Annotated in this window: 22 protein-coding genes; 3 read left to right on the top strand and 19 right to left on the bottom strand. The window is 41.1% G+C overall.

What is annotated here, in order from left to right:
• Window positions 1–29: 29 nt before the first annotated feature.
• Both Q0M21_RS05220 and Q0M21_RS05225 read left to right on the top strand, forming a co-directional pair.
• Window positions 30–1631 (top strand): fumarate hydratase, encoded by a 1602-nt coding sequence (locus tag Q0M21_RS05220; RefSeq protein ID WP_295335356.1) that lies wholly within the window; start codon window positions 30–32, stop codon window positions 1629–1631.
• A 1-nt stretch (window position 1632) separates the two neighbouring features.
• Entirely contained in the window at window positions 1633–2028 is a 396-nt protein-coding gene (locus Q0M21_RS05225) for a hypothetical protein (RefSeq protein ID WP_295335357.1), read from the top strand.
• A gap of 68 nt (window positions 2029–2096) precedes the next feature.
• Here the strand turns inward: Q0M21_RS05225 and Q0M21_RS05230 are convergent, their stop codons facing one another.
• From Q0M21_RS05230 to Q0M21_RS05250, 5 genes are all read right to left on the bottom strand, one after another.
• The gene (locus tag Q0M21_RS05230; protein WP_295335359.1) at window positions 2097–2753 is read right to left on the bottom strand and encodes a 3-oxoacid CoA-transferase subunit B; all 657 of its coding nucleotides are present in this window, start codon (window positions 2751–2753) and stop codon (window positions 2097–2099) included.
• A gap of 2 nt (window positions 2754–2755) precedes the next feature.
• Window positions 2756–3457, bottom strand: coding sequence for a CoA transferase subunit A (locus Q0M21_RS05235; protein WP_295335361.1), 702 nt, complete (start codon window positions 3455–3457; stop codon window positions 2756–2758).
• A 209-nt stretch (window positions 3458–3666) separates the two neighbouring features.
• Window positions 3667–5976, bottom strand: coding sequence for a transglycosylase domain-containing protein (locus tag Q0M21_RS05240; RefSeq protein WP_295335363.1), 2310 nt, complete (start codon window positions 5974–5976; stop codon window positions 3667–3669).
• Between the two features lie 5 nt (window positions 5977–5981).
• Window positions 5982–6467 (bottom strand): gliding motility lipoprotein GldH, encoded by a 486-nt coding sequence (locus Q0M21_RS05245; protein ID WP_295335365.1) that lies wholly within the window; start codon window positions 6465–6467, stop codon window positions 5982–5984.
• Window positions 6451–7701 (bottom strand): regulatory iron-sulfur-containing complex subunit RicT, encoded by a 1251-nt coding sequence (locus Q0M21_RS05250; protein ID WP_295335366.1) that lies wholly within the window; start codon window positions 7699–7701, stop codon window positions 6451–6453. Before Q0M21_RS05250 ends, Q0M21_RS05245 begins: the two co-directional genes overlap by 17 nt.
• Window positions 7702–7883: 182 nt before the next feature.
• Here Q0M21_RS05250 and Q0M21_RS05255 point away from each other — a divergent pair, with 182 nt between their 5' ends.
• Window positions 7884–8297: a lipocalin family protein gene (locus tag Q0M21_RS05255; RefSeq protein ID WP_295335368.1), complete on the top strand. Its 414-nt coding sequence runs from the start codon at window positions 7884–7886 to the stop codon at window positions 8295–8297.
• A 31-nt stretch (window positions 8298–8328) separates the two neighbouring features.
• Here the strand turns inward: Q0M21_RS05255 and Q0M21_RS05260 are convergent, their stop codons facing one another.
• From Q0M21_RS05260 to Q0M21_RS05325, 14 genes are all read right to left on the bottom strand, one after another.
• Window positions 8329–8559, bottom strand: coding sequence for a ferredoxin (locus Q0M21_RS05260; RefSeq protein ID WP_290876264.1), 231 nt, complete (start codon window positions 8557–8559; stop codon window positions 8329–8331).
• Window positions 8559–9800 carry a peptidase U32 family protein gene (locus Q0M21_RS05265; RefSeq protein WP_295335370.1) on the bottom strand — a complete coding sequence of 414 codons (1242 nt, stop codon included), beginning with the start codon at window positions 9798–9800 and terminating at the stop codon, window positions 8559–8561. Before Q0M21_RS05265 ends, Q0M21_RS05260 begins: the two co-directional genes overlap by 1 nt.
• Window positions 9800–11158, bottom strand: coding sequence for a rhodanese-related sulfurtransferase (locus Q0M21_RS05270; protein WP_295335372.1), 1359 nt, complete (start codon window positions 11156–11158; stop codon window positions 9800–9802). Before Q0M21_RS05270 ends, Q0M21_RS05265 begins: the two co-directional genes overlap by 1 nt.
• Window positions 11159–11295: 137 nt before the next feature.
• On the bottom strand, window positions 11296–11682 hold the full coding sequence (locus Q0M21_RS05275) for a hypothetical protein (RefSeq protein WP_295335374.1): 387 nt from the start codon (window positions 11680–11682) through the stop codon (window positions 11296–11298).
• 93 nt (window positions 11683–11775) lie between these two features.
• Window positions 11776–12186, bottom strand: coding sequence for a BrxA/BrxB family bacilliredoxin (locus Q0M21_RS05280; RefSeq protein WP_295335375.1), 411 nt, complete (start codon window positions 12184–12186; stop codon window positions 11776–11778).
• Between the two features lie 129 nt (window positions 12187–12315).
• A complete protein-coding gene (gene hisIE / locus Q0M21_RS05285; RefSeq protein ID WP_295335377.1) occupies window positions 12316–12909 on the bottom strand; it encodes a bifunctional phosphoribosyl-AMP cyclohydrolase/phosphoribosyl-ATP diphosphatase HisIE in 594 nt (197 codons plus the stop codon).
• The gene (gene hisF / locus Q0M21_RS05290) at window positions 12906–13658 is read right to left on the bottom strand and encodes an imidazole glycerol phosphate synthase subunit HisF (protein WP_295335378.1); all 753 of its coding nucleotides are present in this window, start codon (window positions 13656–13658) and stop codon (window positions 12906–12908) included. Before hisF ends, hisIE begins: the two co-directional genes overlap by 4 nt.
• Window positions 13652–14365, bottom strand: a complete 714-nt coding sequence (hisA, locus tag Q0M21_RS05295; protein ID WP_295335380.1) for a 1-(5-phosphoribosyl)-5-[(5-phosphoribosylamino)methylideneamino]imidazole-4-carboxamide isomerase — start codon at window positions 14363–14365, stop codon at window positions 13652–13654. Before hisA ends, hisF begins: the two co-directional genes overlap by 7 nt.
• A gap of 51 nt (window positions 14366–14416) precedes the next feature.
• Window positions 14417–14995: an imidazole glycerol phosphate synthase subunit HisH gene (gene hisH / locus Q0M21_RS05300; RefSeq protein ID WP_295335381.1), complete on the bottom strand. Its 579-nt coding sequence runs from the start codon at window positions 14993–14995 to the stop codon at window positions 14417–14419.
• Window positions 14992–16083: a bifunctional histidinol-phosphatase/imidazoleglycerol-phosphate dehydratase HisB gene (gene hisB, locus Q0M21_RS05305; protein WP_295335382.1), complete on the bottom strand. Its 1092-nt coding sequence runs from the start codon at window positions 16081–16083 to the stop codon at window positions 14992–14994. The genes hisH and hisB overlap by 4 nt, the downstream gene beginning before the upstream one ends.
• Entirely contained in the window at window positions 16080–17084 is a 1005-nt protein-coding gene (gene hisC / locus Q0M21_RS05310) for a histidinol-phosphate transaminase (RefSeq protein WP_367273709.1), read from the bottom strand. Before hisC ends, hisB begins: the two co-directional genes overlap by 4 nt.
• A gap of 1 nt (window position 17085) precedes the next feature.
• Window positions 17086–18375: a histidinol dehydrogenase gene (gene hisD / locus Q0M21_RS05315; protein WP_295335385.1), complete on the bottom strand. Its 1290-nt coding sequence runs from the start codon at window positions 18373–18375 to the stop codon at window positions 17086–17088.
• A 122-nt stretch (window positions 18376–18497) separates the two neighbouring features.
• Complete coding sequence (gene hisG, locus Q0M21_RS05320) at window positions 18498–19355, bottom strand: ATP phosphoribosyltransferase (RefSeq protein ID WP_295335387.1); 858 nt, start codon at window positions 19353–19355, stop codon at window positions 18498–18500.
• Window positions 19356–19612: 257 nt separating this feature from the next.
• The gene (locus Q0M21_RS05325; RefSeq protein WP_295335389.1) at window positions 19613–20752 is read right to left on the bottom strand and encodes a lycopene cyclase family protein; all 1140 of its coding nucleotides are present in this window, start codon (window positions 20750–20752) and stop codon (window positions 19613–19615) included.
• Window positions 20753–20772 lie beyond the last annotated feature (20 nt).

Raw genomic sequence — 20772 nt, forward strand, 5'->3', positions numbered from 1 at the left:
AACTTTGTCGTTTAAACTAACACACCAAAATGGACTTTATATACCAAGATCCGTATCCTATTTTGAAAGACGATACGCAATACAAAAAAATCACTTCCGAGTACGTAAAAACCGAACAATTAGGCGACCGAGAAATCCTAACCGTTGACCCTAAAGGATTGGAATTGTTAGCACAAGAAGCGATGACAGATGTGTCATTTATGCTGCGTACTTCACATTTACAGAAATTGCAAAACATTCTAAACGATCCGGAAGCGACGGATAACGACCGATTCGTAGCCTACAACTTATTGCAAAATGCAGCAGTTGCCGTGGAAGGTGAATTACCCTCTTGTCAAGATACCGGAACGGCCATTGTGATGGCAAAAAAGGGCGAAAATGTTTATACCGGTGAAGATGATGCCGAATGGTTGTCGAAGGGCATTTTCAACTCCTACCAAATGAAAAACCTGCGTTACTCTCAAATCGTGCCGATTTCGATGTTTGAGGAGAAAAACTCCGGTTCGAATCTTCCGGCACAGATTGATATTTATGCCAAAAAAGGAGCGAGCTATGAATTTTTGTTTTTGGCCAAAGGCGGCGGAAGTGCCAACAAAACTTTCTTATACCAAAAAACCAAATCGCTCTTAAACGAAAAATCGATGGATGAATTCATCCGCGAAAAAATAAAAGATTTAGGCACTTCGGCTTGTCCGCCCTATCACTTGGCTTTAGTCATTGGCGGTACTTCGGCAGAAGCCAACTTGGCTGCCGTGAAAAAAGCGTCAGCAGGTTATTTTGATAACTTACCAACGACCGGCAACATGGCCGGTCAGGCGTTTCGCGACTTAGAATGGGAGCAAAGGGTATTACAAATTTGCCAAGAAAGTGCTATAGGTGCTCAGTTTGGCGGTAAGTATTTTGCCCATGATGTCCGCGTTATTCGTTTGCCAAGACACGCTGCTTCTTGTCCGGTTGGCTTGGGCGTTTCATGTTCGGCCGATAGAAATATCAAAGCCAAAATTACCAAAGACGGTATTTTCTTGGAGCAGTTGGAAACCAATCCGCAACAGTTTCTACCGGCAGTGCCGCCGCATTTGGAAGCACCGGTGGAAATTGATTTGAACCGACCAATGAGCGAAATCTTGGCCGAGTTAAGCAAATATCCAATCAAAACCCGATTGAAATTAAACGGAACCGTAATAGTAGCTCGTGATATTGCACACGCCAAAATCAAAGAATTACTCGATGCCGGTAAACCAATGCCGGAGTATTTCAAAAATCATCCGGTGTATTACGCCGGTCCTGCTAAAACGCCGGAAGGCATGCCATCAGGAAGTTTTGGACCAACTACTGCAGGCCGTATGGATGTGTATGTAGACGAATTCCAAAGCCACGGCGGCAGCATGATTATGTTGGCCAAAGGCAATCGCAGTAAAGACGTAATGAATGCTTGTAAAAAATACGGTGGCTTCTATTTAGGGTCTATTGGCGGACCGGCAGCTATTTTGGCCAAAGAAAATATTTTGAAAGTTGAGGTAGTGGATTTCGAAGAATTAGGTATGGAAGCTGTTCGCAAAATCACCGTGAAAGATTTCCCGGCGTTTATCATTACAGACGACAAAGGAAACGACTTCTTTGCTAATTTATAAGATGTTGTTTACCGATACTTTTTCCGAATTCTACAACAACGTCAAAGACAGTTTGACCGATGGTACTTTTGCCAAACTGACCTTGGCTAAAACCATCGGCAACACTGATTTGATGAACATTTATGTGCGTCCGATTGTTGAAGAAGAGGTTCTGAAATTAGAATTGAAGTACAAATTCCAAAGAGAAGAAATTGACGAAATCCATACGATTGATTCGGCCTTTTCCAGATTATTGGAGTTTATCAACAATCCGTTTTTGTCGGCCATATTGTTCACTACCGAATTTGATTTGGTGTACAAGCTCAATAAAAAACGAGCTGTCAGCATCACCGAAGCTGCTCCGAGTTTTGCCCACGCTTCGCCGGTGTTGTTGGAATATTTAGATCAGCAACAGTAATTGTAGATCATGAAAAAACCACAAATTTCAATGGAAATTTGTGGTTTGTTTTTATGACAGATATTCGATTAAATCACCATTTCCGGAATATCGCCTTCAATGATTAATTCAGCTTCTGTTGAGGCTATAATGTGTTCAACCGAAACACCGGGTGCGCGTTCCAATAGCTTGAAACCTTTTGGTGTGATTTCCATAACCGCCAATTCGGTTACTACTTTTTTCACACACCCAACACCGGTTAACGGGAGTGTACATCTTTTCAGAATTTTGCTTTCGCCAGCTTTGTTAACGTGCATCATGGCTACAATAATATTTTCAGCTGAAGCTACTAAATCCATGGCACCGCCCATACCTTTGACCATTTTACCTGGGATTTTCCAGTTGGCGATGTCGCCGTTTTCGGCTACTTCCATAGCGCCTAAAATAGTTAAATCTACTTTCTGACTGCGGATCATGCCAAAACTGAAAGCTGAGTCGAAGAAACTTGCGCCAGGTAAGGTGGTGATAGTTTGTTTTCCGGCATTGATGACGTCGGCGTCTTCTTCTCCTTCGAATGGGAATGGACCCATACCTAATACACCATTTTCAGATTGAAATTCTACCGAAATATCAGTACGTACATAATTGGCCACCAAAGTCGGAATCCCGATACCGAGGTTGACAAAATAACCGTCTTTTACTTCTTTGGCTATTCTTTTTGCGATGTCGTTTTTATCTAAAGCCATGACTAATCTCTTTTACGGGTTGTACGTTGCTCAATTCTCTTTTCAAATGTTGAACCTTTGAAGATGCGTTGCACCATAATGCCCGGGATGTGAATTTGATTTGGGTCAAGTGTTCCAACGGGAACCAATTCTTCTACTTCGGCGATGGTGATTTTGGCAGCACCGGCCATAGGTGCATTAAAGTTACGAGCAGTTCCTTTGAAAATCAGGTTACCGGCTTCGTCACCTTTCCAGGCTTTTACGATGGAGAAGTCGGCTTTGTAGGCCAATTCCATAATATGCATTTTGCCGTTGAATTCGCGGACTTCTTTGCCTTCAGCGACTTCGGTTCCATAACCGGCCGGTGTAAAGAAAGCCGGTATTCCGGCTTGTGCAGCGCGGCATTTTTCGGCCAACGTTCCTTGTGGCGTGAGTTCTACTTCCAATTCTCCCGACAACATTTGGCGTTCGAATTCGGCATTCTCTCCTACGTAAGAGGAAATCATTTTTTTGATTTGTCGTTTTTGAAGCAATAAGCCCAATCCGAAATCATCCACCCCGGCATTGTTGGAAATACAGGTTAGGTTGGTTGTCCCTTTTTTAACCAATTCGGCTATACTGTTTTCGGGTATACCACAAAGTCCGAAGCCGCCCAGCATGATGGTCATGCCATCTTCTATGCCTTGCAGCGCTTCTTGTACAGAGTTCACTTTTTTATTAATCATATGGATTGTAGTGTAGTTTGTGCTGTAAATTTAGGAATTAAATAGTGAATGCTGAAAATAAAAAATCCCATCTACTAAAGGTGAATGGGATTTCGGTATGTCTAGCCCCGATGGGAACGGCATCCTTTTTTAGGATTGGCCTGAGCATTTGTGAAGGCATATCAATCCTGAAAAAGATACAGTGGACAGCGGGAAACAGCTCCTAAAAATTACATTTCAAATTCGTCGGTACTTTGTTCTTCCGGATTGTCGACGGCTGTCGAATCCGTTTCGGCTTTTGGCGGTGACCAACAATCGACCTTAATCGACAAGTTGTCTGGTCGTTGGAACGGATCTTTAGAAATTTGCAGGTCTTTGTCTTCGTAACATTTTTTCATCATATAACCCCAAATCGGTAATGCAGCCGTGGCACCTTGTCCGTAAGTAATGCCTTTGAAACGGGCGGAACGGTCTTCGCAACCTACCCAAACGCCGGTCACTAAATTCGGCACCATACCAATAAACCAACCATCGGATTGGTTTTGAGAAGTTCCGGTTTTACCCGCAATTGGGTTGGTAAACATGTACGGATAGCCGGTCCAACGATTGTCGCCACTTCCGCCGCTTTGGGTACGCAAACGCACACCCGAACCACTTTCAGTTACGCCTTCTAACAATTTGATTACGGCATAGGCGATGTCTTTATTTAACACATCATGCGTATCCGGTACAGGTTCGTACAATACAACACCGTTTTTATCTTCGATTCTGCTGATGAATTGCGGTTTGACGTAAACACCTTGGTTGGCAAAGGTACTGTAAGCGGCAACCATATCTTCCACCGTAATTTCTACAGCCCCTAAAGCAATAGAAGGTTGGTTCGGAATATTGGATTTTACACCTAATTTTTTGGTCAATGCCGCAACGGCTTCCGGTCCGGTTTTATCGATTAATTTCGCCGAAACGGTATTGATGGACAAAGCCAAAGCGCGTTTTAAAGTTACCATGCCTCGGTATTGGTGGTCGGAGTTTTTAGGTTCCCAATCTTCGGTAACATTGTGACGACCTTTGTGAATCATGAACGGACTGTCGATGATGGAATCGCAAGGTGACATGCCTAATTGTTCGATGGCTGTGGCGTATACAAACGGTTTGAAAGTCGAACCTACTTGTCGGGCGCCTTGTCCAACGTGATCGTATTGGAAATATTTGTAATCGATACCGCCCACCCAAGCTTTGATGTGACCGGTTTGCGGTTCCATCGACATCAATCCGGCTTGCAGGAAGTGCTTGTAATAGCGGATGGAATCGCGCGGTGTCATGGTGGTGTCAATTTCTCCTTTCCAAGAGAAGATTTTCATTTTGGTTTTCACATCGAAGGAAGCGATGATTTCTTCTTCGGTTTTATCCATGTCTTTCATCACACGCCAACGTTCCGAGTTTTTCATGGCTTGCGTCATGATGCGGTTGGTTTCTTCGTCGGTGATGTTAACGAAAGGCGCATTTTTGTTTTCTTTTTGTTGAGAGAAGAATTCCTCTTGCAGGTTTTTCATGTGCGCTTGTACGGCTTCTTCGGCATGTTCCTGAATTTTGGAATCGATGGTAGTGTAAATTTTCAGACCATCGGAGTAGATGTCCCAATCACTGCCGTCCGGGCGTTTATTTTCTTTGGCCCAGTTTTTCATGTATTCCCGGAGATATTCTCGGAAATAAGTCGCTGTTCCTTCTTTGTGACTTTCCGGGTGGAAATTCAAAACAATCGGTTTCACGGCTAAAGTATCTCTGGAAATTTTGGTGAGTACTTTATTGCGAACCATTTGGTCTAATACAGTGTTTCTTCTGTTTTTAACTTTTTCCAAACGACGCAGTGGATTGTAGAGCGAAGGATTCTTCAGCATTCCTACAAACATAGCGGCTTCGTCTATGGTTAAGTCGCGCGGTTCTTTACCGAAATACACTTTAGAGGCAGAGCGAATTCCAACCGCTGTGTTTACGAAATCAGCTTTGTTTAAGTACATGGCGATGATTTCGTTTTTGGTGTATTGGCGTTCCAATTTAACTGCGATAATCCATTCTTTGGCTTTTTGAATCACACGGAAGAGGAAGAATTTTGATCCTTCACCGTGGAAAAGCAATTTGGCCAACTGTTGCGTTAATGTACTTGCCCCACCGCTTCTTCCTAATTGCAATGCGGCACCGAAAGTTCTTTTGGCATCAATCCCTGAGTGCTCATAAAAACGCTCATCTTCGGTAGCGACTAAGGCTTTTACCAAATGAGGAGGTAAATCTTCGTATTTGATTGGCGTACGGTTTTCGTTGTAAAACTTACCGATGGTTACACCGTCGGAAGAAATGATTTCGGTGGCCAAATTGGATTCGGGATTTTCCAAGTCTTCAAATGACGGCATGGCGCCGAAAAATCCCCAAGAAGCCAAGAAGAAAAACAACACCATGGTTCCCAGGCCATAGAAGAACAGTCGCCAAAATTTCTTTTGGTAGTATTTAATGTCTTTAACTGTGGATGCTTTTTTTTGTGCCATATTTTTTAGTCTGTAGATTCAATTCTAAAGCCAACATCAGAGATGCCGTCTAAAGAAGTAACGCCTTCAATTTTTCCGGTTTGTCTTAGCGCGTGTTTGATGTGTATTTTGTACAATCCTTTTTGAGTGAAGCTCACCTTGTCTTTATAGAACAGTTTGTTTTCTTTGATGTCGGTAAAACCTTCCCCAAGAAGCGTGCCATCCGGATTGGTCATTTGGTATTCTAAAGTATCTACTTTTACTTGCTTGTTGGGCTGCTCTAGGGATACTATCAAAAACAAATTATTGAAAGGATAGTCATTATTATTCCTAATGTTGACATACAAATTATACGTTTTTTTAGAATCCAACTGAGGCAAATCAAAAGAAACTATGCTGTCTTTATGCCATGATTTACCCACTGATTGGTAGTCATCAAAAACTCTTTTTTGGTCGCAGGAGATGAGCGAAAAAAAGATTAAAATAAAGAGAATACTACTTTTTATCTTCATTCTTTTTCTGAATTATATTTGGTTTTTTTCCTTGCGGCCTTTGCTTTTGTTTAGGTCTTTCATTTGTTGTGTTATTGTTAGCAACATCAGAAGTTTTGGCTTTATTTCGGTTACGGTTTTTATTTTTGTTTTTGCTTTTTCGCGGTTGGTCGAAGCGGGTTAAGCTTTCCTGACCCATAGCGTTGTTGAAATCTTTTTCCGGTTCGGCTACTACTTCAACAGCAAAATCTTCTAAAGAACTTACTTTTTTGCCTTGCTTGTTTTGGGCAATAATTTCTTTGACTTGCTCTATATTTAACACATGCCAGTTGGCAAAGTTATCGTAGTAAGCAAACCACATTAATCCCTTGAAAATATCTTGCTTTTGACAAACAGCATCGCCTTTTTCGGTTTTGAGTTTGGTTTCAAAATCCGGAAAATCTTTTAAGGCATCCATATAAGTATCTAACTCATAGTTCAAACAGCATTTCAATTTACCGCATTGTCCGGCTAATTTTTGTGGATTTAAAGACAGTTGTTGGTAACGCGCAGCTGAGGTGTTTACGCTTCTGAAATCCGTTAGCCAAGTAGAGCAACACAATTCTCTTCCGCAAGAACCGATACCGCCTAAACGAGAAGCTTCCTGACGGAAACCGACTTGCTTCATTTCGATGCGGGTATTGAATTCGCGCGCGTAATCTTTAATTAACATTCTGAAATCTACACGGTCGTTAGCGGTGTAGTAGAAGGTTACTTTGGAGCCATCGCCTTGGAATTCAATGTCTGAAATTTTCATTTCCAGTTTGTGCGCAATTGCCAATTCGCGGGCTCTGACTTTCATCGGCTCTTCTTTATCGCGGGCATCGCTCCAAATATCGATGTCTTTTTGAGACGCTTTACGGTACACTTTCGGAATTTCCGAGCTGGTATGATTTACGCCTTTTTTCTTCATTTGGATTTTAACCAATTCTCCGGTTAAAGTCACTATGCCCACGTCATGTCCTGGCGAAGCTTCGGTCGCTACAATATCGCCTATGCTTAAAGTAAGCTTTTCCGTATTGCGAAAAAATTCTTTTCTCCCGTTTTTAAATCGCACTTCCACACAATCAAAAGGCGCTTCTCCATTGGGCAAGCTCATATTAGCTAACCAATCGAAAACCGTTAATTTGTTGCAGCTATCGGTGCCGCAAGTCCCATTATTTTTGCATCCTTTAGGCGCACCGCCATCAGATGTTGAACAACTTGTACAAGCCATAATTTGTATATAGATATATTGGTCATCTCATTTTTGAATGAGACTACGGATGATAAACGTTAAAAGTGTAAAGATAGTATTTTTTAAAGTTTTTAAAATTCTTTCGAATAATATTTGATTTTGTTTTTTTATAAGATAATTTTTCTATTTTAGCGGTCTAACCTAAAATAAATTAGATGAGAATGAAAAGAATAAGCCTATTGACTTTGGCGATTTTATCAAGTTTTGTGATTTCTTGTTCGTCTGATGACGGACCGTCAACATCCGGAGATTTAACTGGAAAATGGTATTTTAAAGAGTATAGAGTGTTTGGACAAACCATTCCTTATGATGATCATGAAGAATGTGGTAAAGATTACCTTCAATTTAATGCAGATGGAACAGGTGCCAATGTTGATGTATGGGATTGTGTAGAAGATGTTGCATCATTTGAATACACAAGATCAGGTAACAATCTTACCATTACTTCCGATGGCGTAACCGATGTGGTTCAAATAACTGAACTTACTTCAACTAAATTAAGGGTTAAAACCACATCTGATTTTGATGATGACGGGGACGATGAAACAGTAATTATAGTTTTAACAAAAAACTAAAAAATAAAAACCGAGAGAAACTCGGTTTTTTTTATGTTGTTTTCACTGCAATTATATGCACCGGACAAGCTTTTTGGGCCAATTCGCAGTTTTCTACGATGGTATGGTCGGCCGATTTTAAGGTGTGAAATCCTTTGGCATTGACTGATTTCAGCAATACCGATTTTCCGTCTTTTTTCGACATTTGAAATTGTCCCGGCGCCATTTCCACACAGTAGTTGCAGCCGATGCATTTGTCTCTTTGCAAGGTAACGATGACCATTAGTTGGCTACAATTTTATACATTTTGTCGGATAAACGAATGCGGAACGGCACCTTTAAAGTACAACTGTCGCCTTTGGCCGCTTTTTCTAAAGGCAAATCGTTTACCATCATATCTTCTACTATCATTTCCTGAGCGCCGGTGCTCGGACCGGTAATCAAAATTTTATCGCCTTTTTTGATGTCGTAGGCTTCTATTTTGAATTCGGCCACATTCGATTTCGGGAAGTAATGCATGCCTTTGCCAATGTATACTTTTTTCTGCGTAGCACTCGAACCCGGATTGTCGCTCCATTCGCCCAATTTCTGCCCTAAATAATAGCCACTCCAAAATCCACGATTGTAAACGGTCGAAAGGGATTCCATCCAAACCGTAACTTTTTCTTTGGTAAAAGTGCCTTCGTAATAAGCATCAATGGCTTCGCGATAGGTTTTAATTACAGTGGCGACATAATCAGCAGCGCGCCCGCGACCTTCAATTTTCAATACTTTGATACCGGAATCGATAACTTGATCTAAGAAATCAATGGTACATAAATCTTTAGGCGACATCATGTATTCGTTGTCGATTTCAATTTCGAAACCACTTTCTTGGTCAATTACCGTATATTTTTTGCGACAGTTTTGCTTGCAAGCGCCGCGATTGGCCGATGAATTATGCGAATGCAAACTCAAGTAGCATTTGCCTGAAACCGCCATGCACAAGGCACCATGACCAAAAATTTCTATTTCCACCAAGTTGCCGCTTGGGCCTTTGATTTGTTCTTTTTCGATGGCTTCGGTGATTTTCTTCACTTGACGCAAACTCAGCTCGCGCGACAATACGATGGTATCGGCAAACATCGCATAGAATTTTACCGTTTCGATATTAGTCACATTCAGTTGAGTGGAAATGTGCACTTCCATACCCATCGTTCTGGCGGTCATGATTACCGCTTGGTCGGATGCGATTACTGCGGTTATTCCGGCTTCTTTGGCTTTGGTTAAAAGCGTTTTTACGATGGATAAATCGTGATCGTATATAATCGTATTTAAAGTCAGATAAGTTCTGACGTTCTTCTCATTACATCGACGTGCAATTTCGGGTAAATCCTCTAAAACAAAATTCACCGTGGCACGTGCTCGCATGTTCAATTGTTCAACACCAAAATAAATCGAATCACAACCATTGTCTAAAGCCGCTTGCAGTGATTCGAAGTTGCCGGCCGGAGCCATCAATTCAATTCGTCCTGAAGTGGTCATTAGCTTAAAATTTTAAATAATTTATCGGATAAACGAATACGGAAAGGCACTTCAAAAGTGACTTTGTCACCGGCTTTTGCTGTGGTTTTTTCTTGTCCGTTGACCATCATTTTTTCTAATACCAATTCTTGGTTTCCGGTTGTTGGTCCGCTGATTAGGATTTTGTCGCCAAGGTTTAGTTCATGATTTTCCATCAAAAACAAACCTACTTCGGCTTTGGTATAGTAATGTTCGGCTTTGGCAACCAATACTTTTTTGACTTTTATTTTTTGGCGAATGTCTTTCGTTTCTTGCGCTTTCGCCAAAGGAATGTTTGGCAAGTCGCCGGAGTGTTTGAAACGCAAATTCTCGGAACGGCCTTTGCGGAAGATTTTGTTGCCCACTTGTTTACCGCGTCGCAATTTTACTTGTTCGGCTAACGGTAAATGGGTAGTTTCCAAACATTCGGTAGAACAACAATTTTCCATCAACGCTTTACAATCGTCACATTGGATAAATAATAAATGACAACCGTCGTTGGCGCAATTGGTGTGATTGTCGCAAGGTTTGCCGCATTGGTGACATTGTGAAACGATATCGTCTGTGATTCTTTCACCCAATCGATTATCGAAAACAAAGTTTTTCCCGATGAATTTGCTCTCCAAATTTTGCTCTTTAATTTGACGCGCGTAGTTAATGATGCCTCCTTCCAATTGGAACACATTTTTAAAACCTTGGTGTTTGAAGTAAGCCGAAGCTTTCTCGCAACGAATACCGCCGGTGCAATACATGACCAGGTTTTTGTCTTCTTTAAAGTCTTTCAATTGTTCGTTGATAATCGGCAAGCTTTCGCGGAAGGTTTCCACATCGGGCGTGATGGCATTTTTAAAATGACCAACTTCGCTTTCGTAGTGGTTTCTGAAATCGACTACAATCGTATTCGGGTCCTCTAAAATTTGGTTGAATTCAGCCGCGCCCAAGTGAACACCTTTGTTGGTTACGTCAAAGGTTTCATCGTTTAAGCCGTCGGCTACAATTTTGTGGCGGACTTTTATGGTAAGTTTTAAAAACGAATGGTCGTCGTGTTCTACGGCTACGTTTAGGCGAATGCCTTTCATAAAATCGTAGGCTTCTAAGGTATCGCGGAAGGCTTCAAAGTTTTCGGCCGGTACACTCATTTGGGCGTTGATGCCTTCGTGAGCTACGTAAATTCGGCCCAAAGCATCAAGTGCATTCCAGGCAATAAACAATTCGTCTCTAAATTTTTTAGGATCTTCAATTTTAGCGTAGGTGTAGAAAGACAACGTAAGGCGTTGTTGGCCGGCTTGGTCAATCAGCTCGGCTCTTTCTTCTGCGCTTAAGGTGTTATACAGTTGCATGCTATAAACGTTTAAGTGAGAATATGTAGGAACTCTAAATGGAAGAATTCGGTGCAAATTTACATTTTTTTTGGGCAATAAAAAACCCAAACCATTTTTACATAGTTTGGGCTTTTCCGTCATAGCAATTCTCCCCTTCAATTTATAATTACGCAAGAACCGTCAATACATTCAATATTGTTTGGTGGTAAAACGACAGCACAATCAGAAATAGCATTGGTTTGAATGTTAAATTGATGTTCCATTTCGTTATACTCTGTTACCAAATCTTCTAATTGAGCTAGATTTACAGCACTTGAAAAAAGCAAATATTCTTTCGGACCACCACAAGGTTTACTTCCAAACGCAATGTAATTACAGGCACCGGTACAGGTAGCACTATTAATCAAACTCATTACTTCAGCTTTTTTGGCGTCGAGCATTTCTTGTGTAATGACATTGCTCTCCTGATTGGTATCAGAGTTGGAACAATTCACAGCCAAAAATGAGAAAGCAAGTAAGCAAAATATCAAATTATTTTTCATAAATGAATTTGTTTTATTCACTAGATAATAAAACCTTTTAAAGGTTGCGTCTTAAATTAAAAAACCTTTCTGTTAAGAAAGGTTTTAAATTTTTTAGCAAAATTCTGCGTAAGCATCTTTAAGATTTTCGGCTATCATTTCTGCCGGACGACCTTCAATGTGGTGACGCTCTAGCATGTGCACTAATTCGCCGTTTTTGAATAACGCCATACTTGGTGACGAAGGCGGGAACGGGAACATTTCTTCTCTGGCTGCATCTACCGCTTCTTTGTCAACGCCGGCAAAAACGGTGATTAAATGATCGGGTTTTTTAGCGCCGTCTAAACTCATTTTCGCACCCGGACGGGCATTTCTCGCCGCACAACCGCAAACCGAATTGATTACTACTAAGGTTGTTCCTTCTGCCTTAATAGCGTTTTTCACGTCGGCAGCTGTATATAATTCTTGAAAACCGGCTTCTGTTAACTCAGCGCGCATCGGTAATACCATTTCTTCTGGATACATAATTTTTATTTTAAATATTTGATATTAAATATGAGATACAAAATCAGTTGCAAAGATAAGGAGAATTCTAAACCGAAGTTTTAAAGAAATGATAAAGATTTCTTATTCGGGCATAACCTGAAAAACAATCTATCCGTTTTTCATTCGGCTTTTTAAAATGGTTTCTACATCGGTCAATCCGAAACCTTTGACTTTAAGTAGCAGCAGATAGTGGAACAGCAAATCGGCGGCTTCATTCAGAAACAAATCTTTGTTATTGTCTTTGGCTTCTATGACCAATTCTACTGCTTCTTCACCTACTTTCTGCGCTATCTTATTGATGCCTTTTTGAAGGAGTGAAGCCACGTAAGAATTCGCATTTTGATTGGCGATTCTGTCCTCAATTACTTGTTCCAATTGGTTTAAAAACGGCATTGGCGTTTCGTCTGCAAAACAGGAATTCGTTCCGTTGTGGCACGTTGGTCCGCTTGGAATTACTTTGATTAACAAGGTATCTTGGTCGCAATCTTCTTTAATGGAAACGACTTTCAAATAATTTTCGGAAGTTTCGCCTTTAGTCCACAAGCGGTTTTTACTGCGACTGAAAAAAGTAACTACTTTTTCTTCTTGGGTTTGTCGCAAGGCTGCTTCATTCATATAACCCAGCATCAGCACTTGTCGGGTTTGATAGTCCTGAATAATGGCCGGAACCAAGCCGTTCGTTTTGGAAAAATCTATAGTCATCGTACAGGAATATTTCGGGTTTTTAAAAGGGTTTTTAAATAGGGTATAGCGACTTCATTAAAGTGAAAAATACTGGCTGCCAGTCCGGCACTGACTTCGGTTTGGGTAAACAACTCGATAAAATCATTGGCACTTCCTGCACCACCGGAAGCAATAACCGGAATAGTAACGGCTTGGCTTATCGCGTTTGTAATTTCCAAAGCAAAACCGTCTTTAGCACCATCGTTGTTCATAGAGGTTATTAAAAGTTCTCCTGCGCCGAGTGCTTCAGCCTTTTGAGCCCAATCGATGGCTAAGATTCCGGTCGATTCGGTACCGCCTTTTACAAAAACATACCAATCGTTTTCGACTTTTTTGATGTCGATAGCGACCACTACACTTTGGCTCCCGAAAGCTTCGGCGATTTGCGTTATGAGTTTCGGATTAGCCACGGCAGCCGAATTGAGGCTGACTTTATCTGCACCGGATTGTAACAATAATTGCGCGTCTTCCACCGATTGAATGCCGCCGCCAACCGTAAACGGAATATTGATTTCTTTGGACAATCGCGTAACCAAATCCACCAAAGTTTTGCGACCTTCCAAAGTCGCGCTGATGTCTAAAAACACCAATTCGTCCGCGCCGTTTTTAGAATAAAAGGAAGCTAAGGCTACCGGATTTCCGGCATCTTTTAGGCCTAAAAACTGAACACCTTTTACCACGCGTCCGTCTTTAATATCCAAACACGGGATGATTCTTTTCTTTAACATAATTGGTTTAAGTTTTCAATTTTAATAGTGCCTTCGTATAAGGCTTTTCCAATGATGGCGCCTTCGCAACCCAGCTTTTTCAACTGTTCCAAATCGGCCAATGTAGTCACGCCGCCACTGGCAATTAAATTCACTTTGGTCTTTTCCAAAATAGCAGTGTACAATTCGTTTGATGTTCCTTGCAGCATACCATCTTTGGCGATATCGGTGCAAATGACTGTCGAAATCCCTTTGGTAACATAGTCGGCTATGTAGTCGACAACGTCCAATTCGGAAGTTTCCTGCCAACCAAAGGTTGCAATCTTTCTATTCAAACAATCAGCACCTAAAATGATTTTATCGCTGCCGAATTCGGTTAACCAACTTAAAAATTCAGTCGGATTTTTAGCTGCAATACTGCCGCCGGTGACTTGACGAGCGCCGTTTTCAAAAGCGATTTCCAAATCTTTGTGCGACTTTAATCCGCCACCGAAATCAATTTTCAAGTTGGTTTTGGTGGCTATTTGATACAAGATTTTATGGTTGACAATGTGGTTGGATTTGGCACCGTCTAAGTCAACTAAATGCAAATATTGTAGGCCGTTGTCTTCAAAATATTGGGCGACTTCCAACGGATTCTCATTGTAGATTTTTTGTGTCTTGTAATCGCCTTTGGTCAAACGGACACATTTGCCGTTGATAAGGTCTATAGCCGGTATGATTCTCATGTTTTTATTTTTTGCCACGGATTACACTGATTTTCACAAATTATTCCGTGTTTATAGTTTTAAAAAATTTAATAAAAGTTGTTCGCCTGCTTGTGATGATTTTTCGGGATGAAATTGCGTCGCATAAAAATTATCCTTTTGCATCGAAGCGCTAAACGGAACGATATAATCACAAACAGCAGTGGTTTCTTGGCTGACTTCCGCATAATAACTGTGAACGAAATAGAAATTTTCTTCGGTTGAAATTCCATTGAACAGAGCAGAATTTAATGCTGAAATAGTATTCCAACCCATATGCGGTACTTTCAATTTGGGTTCGAATTTCTTTACTCTTGCGTCAAAAATCCCTAAACATTCCGTGTTGCCTTCTTCCGAAAAACGACACAACAATTGTTGTCCAAGACAAATGCCTAAAACCGGTTGTTTGAGGTTTTTAATCACTTCGTCTAACCCTTTTTCTTTTAAGTATTGCATGGCTGAACTCGCTTCGCCAACGCCCGGAAAAATCACTTTTTCGGCTTGTTGGATGAGTTTCGGGTTATCGGTTACTATACTCGAATACCCCAATCTTTCCAAGGCATTTTGCACGGAAGTAATATTGCCCGCGTTATATTTTACTATGGCTATCATAAGATTCCTTTGGTGCTTGGGATGGTATTAGTTCCGTCTTTTTGTACGGCCATTTTTATCGCTTTTGCGAAGGCTTTGAAAATCGATTCGATTTTGTGGTGCTCGTTGTTGCCCTCGGCTTTGATGTTCAAGTTGCATTGCGCGCCATCGCAAAACGATTTGAAAAAGTGCGAGAACATTTCGGTAGGCATTTCACCGATTTTTTCTCGGGTAAATTTTGCGTTCCAAACCAACCACGAACGACCGCCGAAATCCAAAGCCACTTGCGCCAAACAATCGTCCATAGGCAACAGAAACCCGTAACGATTGATGCCTTTTTTGCTTCCTAAAGCTTGTGAAAAAGCGATGCCCAAAGCGATGCCGACGTCTTCAATGGTGTGGTGTTCATCGACATACAAATCGCCGTTGACTTGAATGCTGAGGTTGATATTCCCGTGTTTGGCAATTTGGTCGAGCATGTGGTCAAAAAAGCCTAAACCGGTAGTGATGTTACTTTTCCCGTTCCCATCTAAATTGATTGCGATGGCGATTTCGGTTTCTTTTGTTGTTCGATTCACCGTAGCAGTTCGCGGCTGATTTTTCAAAAACCGGTAAATGCTTTCCCAAGAAGTAGTGGTTAAAACGGCTTTGTCATTGGTTTCCGCCGAAATAAAAATGGCTTGACTTCCTAAATTTTGTGCCAATTGAATATCAGTAATTCGATCGCCTATGACAAAGGAGTTTTTCAAATCGTAGTTGCCTTTGACGTACTGTTGCAGTAAAGCCGTTCCCGGTTTTCGGGTTGGTAAATTTTGTTCGGGTAACGAAACGTCGATAATCACATCGGCAAATCGGATGCCTTCGTTTTCAAAGGCTTTGAGCATCTTGTTGTGCGCCGGCCAAAAGGTGTTTTCCGGAAACGAAGCGGTTCCCATGCCGTCTTGGTTGGTGACCATGACCAATTCGTATTCGAGTTCTTGAGCAATGCGCGACAAGTATTGAAATACCTTAGGATAAAACTCGAGTTTCTCCAAAGAGTCGACTTGAAAATCAATCGGCGGTTCCACGATTAACGTACCGTCTCGGTCTATAAATAATACTTTTTTCATATAGTAACTAATTGAAGTGCGTAAAGTAATTGCTGGTTTTCTTGCGGTGTTCCGACGGTAATTCTGATGGTATCTTTCACCACCGAACTGCGATTGCGGGTGATGATTTGTTGTTCGATTAACTGCTCGTAAATCGCGGTAGCATTTTCCATTTCAACCAATAAAAAATTGGCTTCCGACGGATAAACTTGGGTTATGAAATCCAGTTGTTGCAACGCATTTTTAAGCTTTTCGCGTTCCGATTTTAAAATTTTCACGGTGTTTTGAAATTGAGTTTCATCGGCTAAAGCTTTTACCGCGGCTTCCTGGTTCAGTTGACTGATGTTGTAAGGCGGTTTTACTTTTTGCAGTACAGAAATAATCGTTTCATTGGCATACGCTACGCCGATACGAGCCGCCGCCAATCCACGCGCTTTGCTGAAAGTTTGCGACACGATTAAATTGGGATACTTCTGAATTTTGGGTACCAATGAAGGTTGCTCACTGAAGTCGATGTATGCTTCATCCAGAAAGACAATGCCTTTGAAATTTTCAATAATGTATTCCAGATTTTCTAATGTATTTCCGGTCGGATTGTTGGGCGAACACAGGTATAAAATTTTCGCGTTTTGGGCTAAAATCGCTTCTGTATTCAACTGAAAATTTTCGGTTAACGGAATGGGAACGATTTTCAAATTATTGATGTTAGCATACACTTCATACATGCCGTAAGTGGGCGGACAAATGATGATTTGATCTTGACCGGGTTCGCCAAAAACACGTTGTACCAAGTCGATGATCTCGTCGCTGCCGTTGCCGATTAAGATGTTTTGGATGCCGACTTTTTGTTGACCGCTTAAGATTTGTTTCAAGCGCCATTGGTACGGATCGGGATAGCGATTTAAATTGCCGTACGGATTTTCGTTGGCGTCTAAAAAGATACCTTGATTGCTTTTGTATTCGTCTCTGGCACTGGAATAGGGTGTGAGCAAAAGAATATTTTTTCGAATGAGATTAGTCATATTATCCATTTTGTAATTTTTTTAATCGAATAGTTACCGCGTTTTTATGTGCGTCTAATTGTTCGGCTTCTGCCATAATTTCAATCGTTGGACCAAGGTTTTGCAAGCCTTTCGAAGTGAGTTTTTGAAACGTAATTTTTTTGACAAAACTGTCTAAGGAAACGCCGCTGTAATTTTTGGCAAAACCATTAGTAGGTAAGGTGTGATTGGTGCCGCTGGCATAATCTCCGGCGCTTTCACAGCTGTAATTACCTAAGAAAACCGAGCCGGCATTTTCGATAAAACACAGCATGTTTTCTGCATCTTCTACCGCTAGAATCAAGTGTTCCGGAGCGTAAAAATTGCTGAAAGCAATGCTTTGTTGGATGCTGTCAAAAACAATGGCACGACTGTTTTCCAAAGCTTTTTCAACTACGGATTGCCGCGGTAAAACGGCTTTTTGTTGCTCGATAGCCGAAGTTACTTTTGCGACAATAGCTTCTGAATTGGTTACCAAGACAACCTGGCTATCACCACCGTGTTCCGCTTGGGAAAGCAAATCGGAAGCTACAAAATCAGGGTCGCAACTGTCATCGGCAATCACCAAAAGTTCACTCGGACCGGCCGGTAAATCGATGGCAGTACCTAATTGTTGGGCGTATTGTTTGGCTGCCGTAACAAACTGATTTCCGGGGCCGAAGAGTTTTTCTACTTTGGGAATATCATCCGTTCCGAAAGTCATGGCGGCGATGGCTTGGATCCCGCCGACTTTATAAATTTGCGTCACACCGGTCAATTGCGCCGCATACAAAATGGCCGGATTGAGATTGCCGTTTTTATCGGGTGGCGAACACAAGATGATGTTTTGACAACCGGCAATTTGAGCCGGAATGGCCAACATTAAAACCGTAGAAAAAAGCGGTGCTGTTCCGCCCGGAATGTAAATTCCAATAGTATTAATTGCCCGACTTTCGCGCCAGCAAAACACACCCGATGTGGTTTCTATTTTCTTCGAAATTTCTTTTTGCGATTGGTGAAAGCGTTTGATGTTTTCGGCAGCGGTTTGTATCGCTTTTTTTAAATCGGTCGGCACTTCAGCTACCGCTTTTTCTATTTCAGTTTCGGAAACTTTTAAGCTGTCCAAAGTCACACCATCGAAATATTGGGTGTACTTTTTCACCGCTTTACTGCCGTTTTTTTCAATGTCGTTGAAAATCGACTTTACGGTTTCGTTCAAATCGGCTGAGGAAACTGTTTGGCGTTGGGCTAAGGTTGACCATAGTTCCTGACTTGGGTTGAGGTATGTTTTCATGTTTTTAGTGTTAAATTTAATTTTGTCATTTCGACGAAGGAGAAATCGCATAATGAGATTGCTAAGTCAATTCGCCATCGATAGTGTCTTTGTCAATTGGAATGACAAATAGGCTTTGACTATTAGCGAATCATTTTTTCAATCGGAATAATTAAAATGCCTTCGGCGCCAAGGGTTTTGAGTTGTTCGATGCGATTCCAATAATCATCTTCCTGAATCACCGAATGCAAACTGCTCCAGCCTTCGTTGACTAAAGGCAAAACGGTAGGCGATTTCATGCCCGGCAGTATGGCACAAATGCTTTCGATAGCAGAATTGGGTGCGTTGAGTAAGATGTATTTGTTTTGTTTCCCTTCGCGCACCGATTGGATTCGGAACAATAATTTGTTTAGGATGGCTTGGGATGCTTCGGTTACATTCGCATTGGCAATGAGTACGGCTTCGCTTTTCACGACGGTCTCCACTTCTTTTAAACCGTTCATCAACAATGTACTTCCGGTGCTGACAATGTCGAATACGGCATCGGCTAAACCAATACTGGTGGCAATTTCAACACTGCCGCTGATTTCTTCGATGAAGACTTGGATGTTGTTTCGATTGAAAAAATCAAGTAGGATTTTAGGATAACTGGTGGCAATTCGCTTGCCTTCGAAATACGTTAAATCGGTATAGCTTTCGTCTTTCGGAATGGCCAAAGACATGCGACAACCGGCAAAACCCAGTTGTTGAATTACTTTTACATCTTTGCCTTTCTCCCAAACTTCATTTTCTCCCAAAATACCAATGTCGGCTACGCCTTGCTCCACGTATTGCGGGATGTCATCGTCGCGCAGGAATAGAATTTCAACAGGGAAATTTTGGGCAACGGCTTTAAGTTTTCGTTCGCCATTGGAGATTTTGATGCCGCACTCTTCCAAGAGCTGGAGAGACTTTTCGCTTAAGCGGCCGCTTTTTTGAATAGCAATTTTTAAGGTACTCATTTTTAATTAGGTATAAAATCTGAGTATATCGCGAAGTGTATAAATACAATAAACCCGTCTTGATATACTCAGACGGGTTTTGAATTATGTTTTTGATTAGCTACAATACATCATTAACTCGCCTGGTTGCAAGAATGATGATGATGTAATTGTGCGATAATCGTGTTCATGTTTTTATTTTAATGCCACAAAACTATGGAGAAGTTTTGACAACGAAACGCAATTTTATAAAGTTTAACATTTGTTTAGAATGGATTTCAGCGGAAGATTCTGCGGATAAGCGCTATAATGAAGAGCCTTTTCGGGCAACGCCAAATGACTTGTAAATCTTCGGCAAAGGAAGTTTCTTCATCCAAAAACTTAAAGATAACGGCAGGATTTCCCTTTTGAAACATAGCCGAAAAAATGGTCGAACCCAAGTGGTTTTTTCGGTCTAAAATATCCAAAAGCAATAAGTCGTAAAACCAGAATTTATTGATTTTGTGAAATTTTGTTAAGTCGTTTTCCTTTAACAAAAAGGCCGTTAAGGCTTTCGATTTCTTCACGGTGTTTTTAAACGTATAACCTGTGCTGGCTTTGGTCCAACCGCCTGCTGCCCCTATATTTAGGATGTTTTTGCTGTTGTTTTTCCAAAACGGATAACAGGTCATCGGAATGTTGCCTTGTTCTTTTTCTATTAATTCGTAATTCGTAATTCCTAATTTTTCAATGTACTTCTGAATTTCTGATTCGTATTCTTCCTTGGGTAATAAGTCTTTGGAGAACAAAGTGTATTCCAATAAGGCTTCGGTTTCGGAGGTTGGCAACACGTACATGAATCGCGTATTGCCACGTTGTTCCACAGAAAAATCCATGAAAGTCGCACAATCGGTAGTGAAAACAGGTTCTTTACTTTTGATAAACCAACCGATAAAGTGTTGGTGTAGAAACGGAAATTTCGATTGATTATCCACTAGATTCGGACTAAAAATCGAATTAAAAATTTGATTGCAGGTAAAACTTTCATTTTTGGTTTTAACCACACAATGGTGTCTTAATTCTTGAAAATCGAGCACTTTTTGGTTGAGGAAAGTGATGTTGTCTTCTTTGGCGATTAAGTCGAAAACACGCTTGTAAAAATCCAAGCCGTTCACCATTTTGTATTCGTAAGGTTGGAGATTTAGGCGTCTTTCAAACGATTCGTTTTTGAACCAAGCGGCTTGCCATTTGGCAAAGGCTAAATCGTCAAACCATGTTTTATCGTCCCAAAAACACCAAGTGCGGTCGTTGGTTTTTTTCGAATTTTCGTCGATTAGTAAAATGGTTTTGTCTTTGAATTTTCCGGACAGTACCATTTCATAAACGGTCATTAGTGCGGATAATCCGGCGCCGGTAAAGATGTAATGGTAGTGTTTCATAGTCAATTAGTGGTAACAAA

The organism is Flavobacterium sp. (assembly GCF_024710485.1).
In the GTDB taxonomy this organism is placed as follows: domain Bacteria; phylum Bacteroidota; class Bacteroidia; order Flavobacteriales; family Flavobacteriaceae; genus Flavobacterium.